Annotated in this window: 12 protein-coding genes; 4 read left to right on the forward strand and 8 right to left on the reverse strand. The window is 63.1% G+C overall.

The window, feature by feature from the left end:
* Positions 1–36 precede the first annotated feature (36 nt).
* The 3 genes from NUU27_RS03415 to NUU27_RS03425 are packed head-to-tail and all read right to left on the reverse strand — an operon-like array spanning position 37 to position 3262.
* Positions 37–1032 (reverse strand): ABC transporter permease, encoded by a 996-nt coding sequence (locus NUU27_RS03415; protein WP_257760647.1) that lies wholly within the window; start codon positions 1030–1032, stop codon positions 37–39.
* Positions 1029–2582: a sugar ABC transporter ATP-binding protein gene (locus NUU27_RS03420; RefSeq protein ID WP_257760648.1), complete on the reverse strand. Its 1554-nt coding sequence runs from the start codon at positions 2580–2582 to the stop codon at positions 1029–1031. Before NUU27_RS03420 ends, NUU27_RS03415 begins: the two co-directional genes overlap by 4 nt.
* Entirely contained in the window at positions 2579–3262 is a 684-nt protein-coding gene (locus tag NUU27_RS03425; protein ID WP_257760649.1) for a GntR family transcriptional regulator, read from the reverse strand. Before NUU27_RS03425 ends, NUU27_RS03420 begins: the two co-directional genes overlap by 4 nt.
* Positions 3263–3367: 105 nt before the next feature.
* Here NUU27_RS03425 and NUU27_RS03430 point away from each other — a divergent pair, with 105 nt between their 5' ends.
* Genes NUU27_RS03430 through NUU27_RS03445 form a run of 4 tightly spaced genes read left to right on the forward strand, consistent with a single transcriptional unit; the run spans position 3368 to position 7935 of the window.
* A complete protein-coding gene (locus NUU27_RS03430; RefSeq protein WP_257760650.1) occupies positions 3368–4372 on the forward strand; it encodes an Ldh family oxidoreductase in 1005 nt (334 codons plus the stop codon).
* A gap of 21 nt (positions 4373–4393) precedes the next feature.
* Positions 4394–5599 carry an iron-containing alcohol dehydrogenase gene (locus NUU27_RS03435; protein ID WP_257760651.1) on the forward strand — a complete coding sequence of 402 codons (1206 nt, stop codon included), beginning with the start codon at positions 4394–4396 and terminating at the stop codon, positions 5597–5599.
* Between the two features lie 11 nt (positions 5600–5610).
* Positions 5611–7077, forward strand: a complete 1467-nt coding sequence (locus NUU27_RS03440) for an NAD-dependent succinate-semialdehyde dehydrogenase (protein WP_257760652.1) — start codon at positions 5611–5613, stop codon at positions 7075–7077.
* An 18-nt stretch (positions 7078–7095) separates the two neighbouring features.
* Entirely contained in the window at positions 7096–7935 is an 840-nt protein-coding gene (locus NUU27_RS03445) for an alpha/beta hydrolase (protein ID WP_257760653.1), read from the forward strand.
* Between the two features lie 94 nt (positions 7936–8029).
* Here NUU27_RS03445 and NUU27_RS03450 read toward each other — a convergent pair whose 3' ends face one another.
* The 5 genes from NUU27_RS03450 to NUU27_RS03470 form a co-directional block, all read right to left on the reverse strand.
* A complete protein-coding gene (locus NUU27_RS03450; protein ID WP_257760654.1) occupies positions 8030–9022 on the reverse strand; it encodes an ABC transporter ATP-binding protein in 993 nt (330 codons plus the stop codon).
* On the reverse strand, positions 9019–10029 hold the full coding sequence (locus NUU27_RS03455; protein ID WP_257760655.1) for an ABC transporter ATP-binding protein: 1011 nt from the start codon (positions 10027–10029) through the stop codon (positions 9019–9021). Before NUU27_RS03455 ends, NUU27_RS03450 begins: the two co-directional genes overlap by 4 nt.
* Positions 10026–10937: an ABC transporter permease gene (locus NUU27_RS03460; RefSeq protein WP_257760656.1), complete on the reverse strand. Its 912-nt coding sequence runs from the start codon at positions 10935–10937 to the stop codon at positions 10026–10028. Before NUU27_RS03460 ends, NUU27_RS03455 begins: the two co-directional genes overlap by 4 nt.
* On the reverse strand, positions 10934–11911 hold the full coding sequence (locus NUU27_RS03465) for an ABC transporter permease (RefSeq protein WP_257760657.1): 978 nt from the start codon (positions 11909–11911) through the stop codon (positions 10934–10936). Before NUU27_RS03465 ends, NUU27_RS03460 begins: the two co-directional genes overlap by 4 nt.
* 169 nt (positions 11912–12080) lie before the next feature.
* On the reverse strand, positions 12081–13715 hold the full coding sequence (locus NUU27_RS03470) for an ABC transporter substrate-binding protein (RefSeq protein ID WP_257760658.1): 1635 nt from the start codon (positions 13713–13715) through the stop codon (positions 12081–12083).
* Positions 13716–13823: the final 108 nt, after the last annotated feature.

A 13823-nucleotide genomic window follows, 5' to 3' on the forward strand; every position in this document is an offset into this window, starting at 1 on the left:
TTCCTCCTCCTTTGGGTAAGTGAGAGCCCCGCCCCTTCAGCGGGAACTCGTAAAGCGGTGAGCCAGCATGGCGATGATTATGATCGCCCCCTGGACCGCAGCCACGAGGTATTCCGACACCATGTCTGACAGAACCATGACATTGGCGATTACCTCGAGCATGAGCGCGCCGGCGACAGTGCCCCAGATATGAGCCTTGCCGCCGCGCAGAAGCGTGCCGCCGATGACGACCGCCGTGATGACCTGCAGTTCCCAGAGCTGGCCGGTGGTCGGAGTCGCGGCGCCGAGGCGCGGGACATAGCAGATGGCTGCGACGGCCACGCAGAAGCCTTGGATGACGAAGGCCATGGTCCGCACCCGGCCGACATGCACGCCGGAGAACCGTGCTACATCGGAGTTGGACCCGACAGCGGTTACGCGACGGCCGTATTTCGTCCGGTAGAGGATGAAAGCGCCGAGAAAGGCGATCACCAGAGTGATCAGCACCGGAAAGGGAATGCCAAAAAGGTCGCCGAAATAGACGGGCCGATAGGCGGTCCGCAGGCTGCGGTCGATGGAGAGTGAGCCGCCGTCGGTCATGTAGGTGATGAAGGCGCGGAAGATCCCCATGGTGCCGAGGGTTACGATGAAGGGTTCTATTCGGCCTACGGTAATGATCAGCCCGTTCATCAGTCCGCAGAGCGAGCCGACCACAAGTGCGACCAGCGCACCGACGGGGATCGCCCAGGCGCCGAGCGACGGGACGAGGGCATTCATTGCCAGGATCATGATGCCCACGACGAAGGCCAGCATGGAGCCAATGGACAGATCGAGCCCGCCGGTAGCGACCACGAAGGTCGCACCGACACCGATGATGGCGATGAAGGCGCTTCGCGTGATGACGTTCAGGATGTTGTTCGCCGACATGAAGTTGGAGTTGATCAGCGTGCCAAGCAGGACAATCACCGCCAACGCGATGAATGGAGCGAGGTCGCCCCAGCGGATCTTGAAGCCCTCGCGTTCCGGAAGTACCGCGATTTCCGCGCTGCTCATGCGTGTTTCCTCCCCTCGGTGTCGTCGCCGCTGCTTGCGGCCGCGTAGACGATGTTCTGCTCTGTGATGTCCTCGCCCGTCAGTTCGGCGACGAAACGACCGCTTCGCATCACCAGCACGCGGTCGGAAAGGCCGACGAGTTCGGGCAGTTCGGAGGAGATGACGACGCAGGCCTTTCCGGCTCGGGCGAGATCGTCGATGAAGCGATAGATCTGGCTCTTGTTGCCGATGTCGATGCCGCGTGTCGGCTCGTCGATGATGACGACCGAAGGCTCGGCGAGCATCACTTTGGCCAGCAGCAGTTTCTGCTGATTGCCTCCCGAGAGCTGGCCGGCCTGGATCGAAAGCGTGCGGACCCGGATGTCATACTCCCGAACAGCCGATTGTATGGAGCGCCCTTCCCTCTTGCGGTCCAGGCGCAGGCCGGGGTTGACCAGGTCGAGCGCCTGAAGCGTCAGGTTCGGTCCCAGCCCTTCATTGAGGAGCAGGCCCTTCCCTTTGCGGTCCTCGGTCAGGTAGACGAGGCCTGCAGCCATCATCGCGTTGACATCAGGCTTCGCGACTGATTTGCCGTTGAGCGAGATCGCGCGCGCCTGCGCGGGGCGCAGGCCCATCAGTCCTTCGATCATTTCCGTGCGGCCGGCCCCGATCATGCCGCCGATACCAAGGACTTCTCCCGGCCGGACACTAAAGGAGCCCGAGATCCTGCCGTGTTCGACGGACAGGTCCTCGACCCTTAGGACCGGTTCCGACGTGGTCGCCTCCCGCTTCGGCGGGTAGAGCATCGACAGCTCTCGCCCGACCATCAACTCGGCCATCTGGCGTTGATCAAGTGCCTGCGCCGACCAGGTGCCAATCATCTTGCCATCGCGAAGCACGGTGACGCGGTCCGCCAGCGCCTCGACCTCTTCCAGCCGATGCGAAATGTAGAGCACCGCCACACCCTGAGCGCGCAGGCTCCGGACGATGCCGAGCAATGCGTCGACCTCGTCGTTGGTGAGCATCGCCGTCGGTTCGTCCAGGATCACCACCTTGCGGTCGTCGAGCAGCGCGCGGGCGATCTGGACAAGCTGCTGCTGAGCCAGGGGCATGTCCCCTACCCGGAACGTTGGGCGCGCGAGGGAGCCGACGCGCGCCAGAACCTCGGCCGTGCGGCGATTCATCGTTCGGTCGTCCACCGCAAAGCCGCGGGACAACTCACGCCCGAGAAACAGGTTCTGTGCCACCGTGAGATCGGGGGCGAGCAGGATCTCCTGATGCACCAGGACAATCCCTGCATCCTCGGCCTGCACGGCATCGGCGAAGGCGACCGGCTTTCCGAACATCGACATCGTGCCGCCGGTCGGTGTGGCGTGACCCGAGAGAAGCTTCATCAAGGTGGATTTGCCGGCACCGTTCTCACCGATGATCGCGTGCACCTCGCCCGCACGGATCTCCAGCGTTACATCGCTCAGAACGGTGATCGGGCCGTAGGCCTTGGACAGATCCTCGGTGCGGAGCACCGGCGGTTCCTGCGCCCCGCCCGCGGCATCGGTTGGAGCGAAGGTCATTCGAAGGCCGCCGCAAGCCGATCCCGCGACCGTTCGATGTGATCGTACATCGCCTGGTAAGCGGCGTCCGCATCGCCGGCGCGGAACGCGGCGAGCAGGCGCTCGTGCTCCTCCAGCGCCTCCTGAGTGACGCGGCTGTGAAACATCAGGCGGAAGATGTGCAGGTGGATGTGCTGATCGTTCAGCGCCTGCCGGACGAATTCGTTGTCGGCGGCCTTCAGTATCTCGTCGTGAAAATGCGCATCCGCCCGGGCGAAACGGTAATAACGGCTGCGGCCGACAGGTTGTTCGTCCTTCTCCATGTCGGCGGCGGCGCTCTCGATCCGGTCGAGCGTTTCAGAGGTCAACTTGAGGCAGGCCTGCCGGGCGCTCTCCGGCTCGAGCATCAGTCGGAACCTATAGAGGTCGTCGAATTCCTTCTGAGTGAGTTGAGGCGAGGCGGAATAGCCGATCAAGTGCGCCTTCCGCACCAGGCCCTCGCGCTCCAGCCTCGTGAGGGCGTCGCGCACCGGCGTCTGGGAGACATTCAGCTCTCGCGCCAGCCGGTCGATGGGGATTCGAGCTCCCGGCGGGATCTCCAGCGACATGATGCGTTCGTAGATTTGTTCGTGAACGCTTTCGGAAATGCTCGAAGGCCGCACGAATCCGCCTTTGTGGTCGCGATCCGTCGTTACAGCCATCCGTCCCTCCCAATCAGCATTCTTGACAAGCCCAGTTTTAACACCGATAGGATATCAAATGTCAAATACAATATCATATACGATTTTGTTTGGGAGGGTTGGTGCTTGTTGGTTTCGGCCGGTCATCTTCGGGAGCTCGCGGAAAAAGCACTTCTTGCACAGAGGGTTACCCTCTCGAATGCCCGGATTCAGGCCGACCTCCTGATCGAAGCCGAGTTGCGGGGCTTGCCGTCTCATGGGGTCCAGAGACTGCCGCGCCTCGTTGCACGGTTGCGGGCCGGCCTCGCCCACCCGGCCACCTGCGGCGAGGCACTCAAGACTCGTTCTGGCGTCTTCACCATCGACGGACAACGCGGGCTCGGTCCGGTTGTCATGATGCACGCTCTGGAGCAACTGGCGGCGGTGGCGCCCCAGCAGGGCATCACACTGGCCTCGATCCGGAACGCAAATCACATCGGGATGCTCGCCTACTATGTCGAGGCCGCGGCCGCGCGGGGTTTGATCGGCATCGTGATGACCACCAGCGAGGCGCTGGTCCATCCGTATGGTGGAACGGAGGCGATGTTGGGAACCAACCCGATCGCCATCGGCATCCCGACTGGAACCGAGCCCTTCATCCTCGACATCGCGACCAGCCGCGTCTCGATGGGAAAGATTCATCACCACGCCCTGACCGGCACGCCGATCCCGGACGATTGGGCAGTTGATGCACAAGGTGACCGAACCACCGATCCCGAAGCGGCCAAGGCTGGGGCCATCGCGCCCTTCGGCGGAGCCAAAGGATATGGCCTCGGCCTCGGTGTGGAGTTGCTTGTCGCCGCGCTGGCCGGATCGGCCTTCGCACCCGAGGTGGGCGGCACGCTGGATGCAACCGACGTGGCGAACAAGGGCGACATCATCATTCTGATCGACCCTGCGGCAGGGGAAGGCACCGCCGCCGGGCTGGCAGCCTATCTCGACCGACTGCGCGCGGCGCGGCCCGCGGACTCTTCCAGGCCGGTGGCCGTGCCAGGCGACGGAATGCGGGCTCGCAGGGCCAGCGCGCTTTCCGTGGGCATCGACCTGCCGGACCCGCTGCATGACGAAATCCGAGCCCTCGCAGAAGGCTGAGGGCAAGCAACAGGAGACGAGATGACCTTATTCGGCACGATCAGAGCCCCGAGAGAATTGATCTTCGGCGCGGGCCAGCGCGAAGCCCTTGGGACGGTCGCTGCGAAACTCGGGCGACGGGCCCTGGTGGTGACCGATGAGCGGCTGACCGGCGACGCGGACTTTCGGCGCATGGTGGCACAACTCGAAGCCGCCGGACTGTCCGTCCGGGTCGATGGCTCGACCCTTCCGGACGTGCCTGTCGAAACCGCCGCCGCCAGCGCCGATGCGGCTCGTGATTTCGCACCCGACCTCGTGATCGGTGTGGGTGGAGGGTCCTGCCTCGATATGGCGAAATGCGTGGCCGTGCTGCTGACCCATGGAGGCCGGCCGCAGGATTATTATGGCGAGTTCAGGGTGCCCGGTCCGGTGATGCCGCTGATCGCGGTTCCGACCACCGCGGGCACCGGCTCCGAAGCGACGCCGGTCGCGGTCCTCTCGGATTCCGAGCGGCTGCTCAAAGTCGGGATTTCCTCGCCCTACATCATCCCGACCGTCTCGATCTGCGATCCGGATCTGACGCTGACCTGCCCGCCCGCACTGACCGCCATCGCCGGAGCCGATGCGCTGACCCACGCCATCGAGGCCTTCACCGCCATCCGCCGCGAACCGGTACCAGGCCTCGCGCAGGAACGGGTCTTCGTCGGGAAGAACGCGACTTCCGACCACTTCGCGCTGACGGCCATCGGATTGCTCTGGGACTGCCTGGAGACAGCCTGCACCGACGGGAGCAATGCCGAGGCGCGAGCCAGGGTGATGCTGGGAGCCACGACCGCGGGCCTCGCCTTCGGCGTTGCCGGCACGGCCGCAGCTCACGCGATCCAGTATCCGGTTGGCGCCCTCACCCATACAGCCCATGGGGCGGGGGTGGCCTGCCTGATGCCCTACGTCATGGCCTGGAACGCGCCCGCTATTGGACCGGAACTCGACCGGATCGCCGGAGTCATCGGTCTGCGAAACAGGTTCGAGGTCATCCCAGCCATCGCCGCGCTTTTCGATCGGATCGGCATACCCCGCACACTGCGCGACCTCGGGCTGGCCGAGGACCGGCTCGACTGGGTGGCCGAGCAGTCCTGCGGCATTGCCCGGCTGATCCAGAACAACCCGCGCCCGCTGCCACTCGAAGACATGCGGCGGCTGATCGGCGCGGCCTATCACGGCGAACTCACCGCACTCGAAACGAACTGAGGGAGACCCCAATGACATTCCACACCGCCTTCGCCGGCTATGCTGATCCCTCTCTCCACTCCGCAGGCCTATTCATAGGCGGGAAATGGGAAGCTGGCACCGGCGGCATCCCGGTGCTTGATCCCTCGACGGGGAATACAATCGGCGAAGTTCCCGATGCGGGGATCGACGACGCGTTACGGGCCGTGGACGCCGCCGAGGCCGCCGCTGAAAGCTGGCGCAACACGCCTCCCCGCGAGCGGTCGGAGATCCTGCGCCGCTGGTTCACCCTGATGACCGAACGCGCCGAAGAACTGGCTCTGCTGATCTCTCTCGAGAACGGCAAGGCACTGGCGGATGCGCGTGGAGAGGTGGCCTATGCCGCCGAGTTCTTCCGCTGGTATGCCGAGGAGGCGGCGCGGGTCAGCGGCGAATTCCGTCACACGCCCTCCGGCGTGCACAACATCCTCGTGGATCACGAGCCGATCGGGGTTTCCGTGCTCATCACGCCGTGGAATTTCCCGGCCGCGATGGCGACGCGCAAGATCGGCCCGGCGCTCGCCGCCGGCTGCACGGTGATCCTGAAGCCCGCTTCCGAGACCCCGTTGACCGCCTACGCGATGGCGCGGCTCGGCGAAGAGGCCGGTGTCCCACCTGGCGTGGTGAACGTGCTGACGACCACGAACCCCGGCCCCGTGACGGCGGCCATGCTGGCCGACCCGCGGGTCCGAAAACTTTCGTTCACCGGGTCGACTGGAGTGGGGCGCATCCTTCTTGCCGAAGCGGCGAAATCGGTGGTGAACTGCTCGATGGAACTGGGCGGCAATGCTCCCTTTGTGGTTTTCGACGATGCCGAGCTCGATGCCGCGCTCGACGGCGCGATGGTCGCCAAGATGCGCAACGGCGGAGAGGCCTGCACTGCGGCCAACCGGTTCTACGTGCAATCCGGCATCCACGACGCCTTCGTGGAGGGGCTGACGAAGAGGATGGCGGCGCTGAAACTGGGGGCGGGCTACGATCCAGAGACCCAGTGTGGCCCGATGATCACGACGAAAGCAGTGGAGAAGATCGACCGACTGGTGGCGGAGGCAAAATCGCGCGGGGCCCGGGCGACCACGGGAGGAGAGCCGATGGCTGGGAACGGCTATTACTATCCCCCGACCGTGCTGGAGAACGTGCCGACCGACGCCGCGCTGGCGCAGGAAGAGATCTTCGGCCCCGTCGCGGCTGTCTACTGTTTCGAGACCGAGGACGAGGCGATCCGGTACGCCAACGAGACCGAATATGGACTTGCGGCCTACGTCTATTCGCGAGACATCATGCGGGCGATGCGCGTCGGACGTAGGATCGATACCGGGATGGTGGGTATCAATCGCGGACTGATGTCGGACCCGGCGGCGCCGTTCGGCGGCACCAAGCAGAGTGGCCTCGGGCGCGAGGGCGGTGTGACGGGCATCCTCGAGTTCATGGAGCCCAAGTACTTCGCCGTCGAGTTCTGAGGCGGGAAAGGAAAGACCATGGCGGAGCGGGATCTCTACCGCAACCGGGACTTCATTCCCGATTTCGACGCGATCATGGCCGAGACGGAAGCGCGCAGCCGTGCGTTTGCCGAGCGGTCACGCGTCGAGCGAAACGTAAGCTACGGGCCGAGCCCCAGGCAGAGCTTCGACCTCGTCTTTCCTCCGGAGCCGGCACCCAATGCGCCCCTGCACATGTTCATCCATGGCGGCTACTGGCGCGCGGGCAGCAAGGAGGCACATACCCTCGTCGCCGCACCGGTGATTGCGGTCGGGGGAATCGCGGCGCTGGTCAGTTACGACCTGATGCCCGACCATCGGCTGGCCGAAATCGTCGCGCAAGTGCGCTCGGCGGCGCGACATCTCGTGGAGCTTGCGCCGGAGATTGGGGCTGATCCGGCGCGCTTCACCGTCAGCGGCCATTCCGCCGGCGCGCATCTGGCCACGGTTCTCGCTTCCAGGGCGCCAGGCGATGACCGGTCACCCGATGCACCGAACCTGCGTGGCATGCTTCTGGTGAGCGGCATCTACGATCTTTCCGGCATTCCCGGTTCCTTCCTCAAGGACGAGGCGAAAATGCGTGCCGACGAAGCGCAATCATGGTCGCCGCTGGCTGCCCGGCACACACCGGGCCCGCTGCGCATCATCACGCGAGGAGAGGAAGAGACGGCGCCGTTCCACGACCAGGCAATTGCCCTGAACTCCGTTCTGGCCCGCGAAGCGCAGAAAACGGAACTGCGGACCGAACCTGGCGTCAATCATCTGACGATAGTCTTCGAGCTTTCCAATCCGCAGGCCCCGCTCGGCCGAAGGCTTTCCGGATTGGTGGCGGCATCCTGAAGCTTTCGCCGGCGAAAACACCCACATTCATGCGGTCGTCAGGTGTTTCCACCCGACTGCAGAACTCTCTAGATCATTTCCTGTTTTGAATGCGCTAGGTCGCGTGCAGATGACAGGCTGTCTGCCGGCCCGGCGCAACTTGCCTCAAGACCGGCCTTTCCGTGCGGCACAAATCCGTGGAGTGCGGGCATCTCGGGTGGAAATGGCAGCCGGATGGCGGGTTGAGCGGCGAAGGAACCTCACCGGAAATGGGGTGGAAAGACCGCTTGCCCGAGCGCAGATCCGGCGCCTCGCTCAGCAGCGCGGCGGAATAGGGATGCAGCGGATTGGCGAATAGCTCCCTGGTTGGCGCCAGCTCGACCACCCGTCCCAGATACATGATCGCCACCCGGTCGCTGATGTGGCGCACCACCGACAGATCGTGGCTGATGAACATATAGGTGAGGTCCAGCTCTTCCCGCAGATCGATGAAGAGATTGATGATCTGCGCCTGAACCGACACGTCGAGGGCTGCGATGGATTCATCGCAAACCAGGAATTCCGGATTGACGGCAAGCGCCCGCGCGATCCCGACCCGCTGGCGCTGACCGCCGGAGAACTGATGCGGATACCGGTCCCGCAAGGACGGATCGAGGCCGACCCTGGTCAGCATCTCGACCGCATAATCGTCCTGCTCCTTCCGTGATATCAGCCCGTGGGCGACCGGTGCCTCACCGACAGCCTGGGCAATGCGCCTGCGCGGGTTGAGCGAGGAGAACGGATCCTGAAAGATCATCTGGACCGCCAGCACATAAGCTCTTTTCTCGCGCGCATTCATGGCCGAGAGCTTCTTGCCCTTCCAGACGATTTCGCCCTGCGATGCCTGATGGATACCGGCAACGGTCCGGCCGAGGGTCGACTTGCCGCAGCCGGACTCGCCGACGAGGCCCAGAACCTCTCCCTTGTCGATGGTCAGCGAGACGTCGCTGGTCGCCTGCACCCGGATCTCCCGATTGGTCGCTCCCATCAGGTTGGCCAGCTTTTCCGCCAGGTCGAGCGGGGTGACGAAAGTCTTGGAAACGTTCTGAACATCCAGAATCGCGGTCATGGCGCACTCTCTTTGGCAGCACCGCCGCTCTGGGCGGCGGTGTCGGCGCGAAGCGGATGGAAGCAGCGGCAGGCCCGGCCGCCTTCCATGCTGATCGGCGGCGCCGCAGAACAGGCATCGTCCTGGTAGGCGCAGCGCTCCTTGAAGGCACAGGCCTCACCGAGCTTCAGGAGAGACGGCGTCATTCCCGGAATCTGGAAAAGCCGCTGCCCGACCAGATGCTCTCCCGGCACCGATTTGATGAGGCCGCTCGTGTAGGGATGGCGGGGGCTCCGCAGAACGGCCTCGGCCGGACCGTTCTCCACGATCCGTCCCGCGTACATCACCGCGATCGTATCGGCCAGCCCCGCCACGACGGACAGATCATGGGTGATCCAGATCATCGCCGTTCTGTTTTCCCGGCAGAGCTTTTGGGCTTCCGCCAGGATCTGGCTCTGGATGGTCACATCCAGCGCCGTTGTAGGCTCATCGGCGACGATGAATTCAGGGCGGTTCAGGAAGGCGATCGCGATGGCCACCCGCTGGCGCATGCCGCCCGACAATTCATGCGGATAGCATTTCAACCGCTCTTCGGGCGATGGAATGCCCACCTGGGCAAGCCCGTCCCGCGCCCGCTGCCACGCTTCCCGGCGAGGCACCTTCTCATGCGCGCGGATCGCCTCGATCATCTGCGTCTCGATCCGCAGGACAGGGTTGAGGGTCATCATCGGATCCTGGAAGATCATCGACGCCCTGCCTCCCCGGATCCTGCGCAACGCGGCCTCCGGCTTGCCTATGAGCTCCTCCCCGGAAAGCTTGATCGAGCCACCGACGATCCTGCCGGGTTCGTCGACAAGCCCGAGGATCGAAAACCCGGTGATCGACTTGCCGGAGCCGGACTCACCGACAAGGCCAAGGATCTCGCCGGCATTCACGGACAGGGAGATATTGTCCACCGCCTTCACGACCCCGGCTCTGGTGAAGAAATGGGTCTGAAGGTTGTCGATGCTGAGGACGGGATTGGTCATTTCGCCAACCTTGGATTCAGAACGTCGCGGAGCTGATCACCGACGAGATTGATGCAGAAGACGGTGAGAAGGAGCGCAACGCCGGGAAAGATGCTGATCCAGTATTTACCGGACAGCATGTATTCGAAGCCGTTGGAAATCAGGATTCCGAGGGACGGCTCCGTTTGCGGCAGCCCGATACCGAGAAACGACAGGGTCGCTTCCAGCGCTATGGCGTGGGCCGTCTGGATGGTGGCGACCACGATCAGCGGCGACAGGCAGTTGGGCATGATCTGCCCGAAGAGGATGCGGCGGGGAGACAGGCCGAGATTGCGGGCGGCCTCCACATATTCCTTGCTCCGTTCCGACAAGGCCGTGCCGCGCACGGTGCGGGCATAATAGGCCCATTGCACCGCGACCAGCGCGACGATGATCTTGTCGACACCCTTGCCCAGGGCCGCGACCAGCATCAGCGCGATGAGAATGGCCGGGAAAGAAAGCTGCAAATCGACCAGACGCATGATCAGGGTCTCGACCCGACCGCCGGCATAGGCCGCCGTCAGGCCGACGGCCGTGCCGATCACCATTGCGATGAGGCCGCTGAGAACGCCGACCATCAACGAGATCCGCAGGCCGTAAAGCATGGCGCTGTAGAGATCGCGGCCGGCCCCGTCGGACCCCAGCCAGAACGTATACCCGGCAAACGCCTCCTCTCCGGGAGCCATGCGCGCATCAAGAACATCCACCTGAGCAAGATCGTAGGGATTTTGCGGTGTGATCCACGGGGCGATAATGGCCAGGACGATGATGACGACGAGGACGACGAAGGCAAGCGTGGCCACCTTGCTGTCCAGATATCGGGAAAGAAAGACGCCGAATGGCGTGTCCCGGAAACGCGGCTTGGCGGCGTTCGAAAGCTGATCGCTCACGACTTGGCTCCCGTCAGGCTGACGCGCGGATCCAGAAGCGAGTAGATCACGTCGACGACGAGATTGATCGCCACGAACAGGAACACGACGATCATCAGGTAGGCGACGATGACGGGACGGTCCAGTTGCAGCACGGAATCGATGAGGAGCTTGCCCATGCCGGGCCAGGCGAAGATCGACTCGGTCACCACCGAAAAGGCGATCAGCGATCCGAATTCCAGGCCGAGCACGGTGATCACCGGGATCATGATGTTCTTTAACAAATGCGCCCAGACAATGCGCCCGAAGGACAGACCCTTGGCGCGGGCGAACTTGATGTAGTCCTGCTGCATGACCTCGCGGGTTCCGGCCCGGCTCAGGCGGATGACCATGGACATCTTCAGGAGCGCCAGATTGGTTGCCGGCAGGATAATGTGCTTGAGGCCGTCCAGAGTGAACAGGGAACTATCGATCCCCAAAAAGGAGCCGACCTCTCCGCGCCCGGTCGACGGCAGGAGTTGCAGCTGCACGGAAAAGAACATGATCAGCATGATCCCGACCCAGAATGTCGGCAGGGAAAAGCCGAAGATCGAGGCGGCCATGATGACCTGCGAAACGCGGGACTTCGGCTTGATGCCGCTGTAGACACCGAGCGGAATTCCGAAGAAGACCGCGAGAACCAGCGCGCAGACCGCGAGTTCCATGGTCGCCGGCAGGCGCTCCAGGATCAGACCGACAGCCGGTTGGCCGAAGATGAACGATGTGCCCAGATTGCCCTGCACTGCGCCCTTCAGGAACAGCCAGTATTGTTCCACGATCGGGCGGTCCAGACCGAATTGCTGGATCACCCGGGCGATTTCCGCCTGATCGGCCTCCGGGCTGACAAGCATATGCACCGGATCGCCAACCAGATTGACCCCGAAGAAGACAATGGTGGCCATAAGGAGCACGACGACCGCGCTTTGGCCGATGCGGCGGATGAGAAACGCTAGCATGGCTTTCCGTTTGAACAGGCCTTCCCGGAAATGCCCGGGAAGGAGGTGCCGTCCGGCGCATCGGCTTGAAAATCGGAATCGATCTCGGAAAGCACGATGCGCAGTTTCAAAGGCTTACAGCGTCCTTGTGTAGCGTCCAGATGGACGCACGGCGCTGCAATGGGAGGAGCTATTCCCTGGTCACACCCATGGCCAAGGTAAATTCATCGGTGCGCGGCTGGTAGGTCAGGCCCGAGCGGGTCGCCCAGGTGTTGACCTGGAAGTGCAAGGGAATGATCGCCAGCTCTTCGATGGCCATTTCCGTCGCTTCCGCCAGCAGCGCCTCGCGCGCTTCGTCGTCAACCGTGGAGAGCGCTTGCTCGATCTTTGCATCGATCTGCGGACTGGAATGACGGCCCCGGTTCGAGGCGCCGAAGCCGCGTTCGTTGTCAAAGGTGTGGATCAGCGACTTCAACGGAGAGGAGGCTTCACCCGAGCCGGCGCTCCAGCCTGCCAGGATGAGGGAAAACTCGGGCAGACCTCCTTCGGCGCCGGAAGACGCACGCTGGAAGAAGACTGTCCGCGGCATGGTTTCCACATGCATCTTCAGGCCGGCACGCGTGAACATCTGGCCGATCGCTTCCGCGATCTTGGCGTCGTTGATGTAGCGGTCGTTCGGGCTGTGAATCGTGAGCTCGAACCCGTCAGGATAACCCGCTTGCGCAAGGAGTTCCTTGGCGCCTTCCAGATCATATCCCTCGACCTCGAGCTTGTCGGAGGCACCAAAGAAACCCTCGGGCAGCAATTGACCGGCCGGAATGGCGACCTTTTCCATCACGCGCTCGACAATGGCATTGCGATGAATGGCTTTCGAAAGCGCCTTGCGCACGCGCGCGTCAAGCAGCGGATTCTTGATGGCCGAGCCGTCCTTGCCCTTCGCGAACGGAGAGTTCTCGCGGAACTGGTCCATGTGAAGGTAGATCACGCGGTTGGAACTGCCCTGCCAGAGCGAGACCTTGTCCCCATCGGAGCGCTTCAGGGCCTCGATGTCACTGGTCGGAACGCCATCGATGGCATCCACGTCACCGGCCAGCACGGCTGCGACACGGGCCGGAGCCGAGGGGATCGGCCTGAACGTCACCTTGTCCCATTCCGGTGCGCCACCCCAGTAATCGGCATTCCCCGTGACCTCGATCTTGCCTCCGGGCACATAGGACTTGAACTTGTAGGGACCGGTACCGATCGCCGCCTTACCGGAGTTGAAGTCGGCGGTGGTCGCCGCATCCTTGATGCTGTCCGAAACGATCGCGATCTGCGAGATCTCGTTCGGCACGAGCGGGTATGGCGCTTCCGTCTTCACATGGATCGTGAAGTCGTCCACCTTCACCAGCGTCTTGCCGCTGGTGTACGTCCCCATGCTGGAAGGTGAGTTCGGAACGTTGGGTGCACGCTCGAAGCTGAAGATCACGTCATCGGCGTTGAAATCCGTGCCATCGTGGAACTTGACGCCCTCGCGGAGCCTCACTTCCCACGTGGTGTCGTCAATCGGCTTCCAGGATACGGCCAGGGCGGGATAGAGGTTCTGCACCTGATCCTGGCCGATCAGCGTATCGAAGATATGCCGGCTCAGCGCGTGGTTCGGCGTCAGGTTGTGGTAGTGCGGGTCGATGGAGGTCGGCTCCGAGGCGAGGCCGATGGTGAGGTCCTCCGCATATGCAGCGCCTGTAAGCAGGCCCACTGCTACCGAGGTAGCTGCTAAATACTTTCTCATTGGCATGAATCCCCTTTTTGGAAGTTTTTTTATTCGTGTTTTTGAAGGGAACACCGTAGCAATTCATTATGCGATGAGAAGTCGAAAATCTATGCATTTACATCATAGAGCTAGACCGACTCTCGTTCTTGGCAAGCTCCTCGAGTTCAGCAAGGATCGGGC

The sequence above is a fragment of the Nitratireductor sp. ZSWI3 genome (assembly GCF_024655565.1).
Taxonomy (GTDB): Bacteria; Pseudomonadota; Alphaproteobacteria; order Rhizobiales; family Rhizobiaceae; genus Nitratireductor.

Coding starts and splice junctions, on each gene's coding strand:
- NUU27_RS03415 (WP_257760647.1), bottom strand. CDS start 1,032: ATGAGCAGCGCGGAAATCGCGGTACTTCCGGAACGCGAGGGCTTCAAG.
- NUU27_RS03465 (WP_257760657.1), bottom strand. CDS start 11,911: ATGCTAGCGTTTCTCATCCGCCGCATCGGCCAAAGCGCGGTCGTCGTG.
- NUU27_RS03440 (WP_257760652.1), top strand. CDS start 5,611: ATGACATTCCACACCGCCTTCGCCGGCTATGCTGATCCCTCTCTCCAC.
- NUU27_RS03455 (WP_257760655.1), bottom strand. CDS start 10,029: ATGACCAATCCCGTCCTCAGCATCGACAACCTTCAGACCCATTTCTTC.
- NUU27_RS03445 (WP_257760653.1), top strand. CDS start 7,096: ATGGCGGAGCGGGATCTCTACCGCAACCGGGACTTCATTCCCGATTTC.
- NUU27_RS03435 (WP_257760651.1), top strand. CDS start 4,394: ATGACCTTATTCGGCACGATCAGAGCCCCGAGAGAATTGATCTTCGGC.
- NUU27_RS03425 (WP_257760649.1), bottom strand. CDS start 3,262: ATGGCTGTAACGACGGATCGCGACCACAAAGGCGGATTCGTGCGGCCT.
- NUU27_RS03420 (WP_257760648.1), bottom strand. CDS start 2,582: ATGACCTTCGCTCCAACCGATGCCGCGGGCGGGGCGCAGGAACCGCCG.
- NUU27_RS03450 (WP_257760654.1), bottom strand. CDS start 9,022: ATGACCGCGATTCTGGATGTTCAGAACGTTTCCAAGACTTTCGTCACC.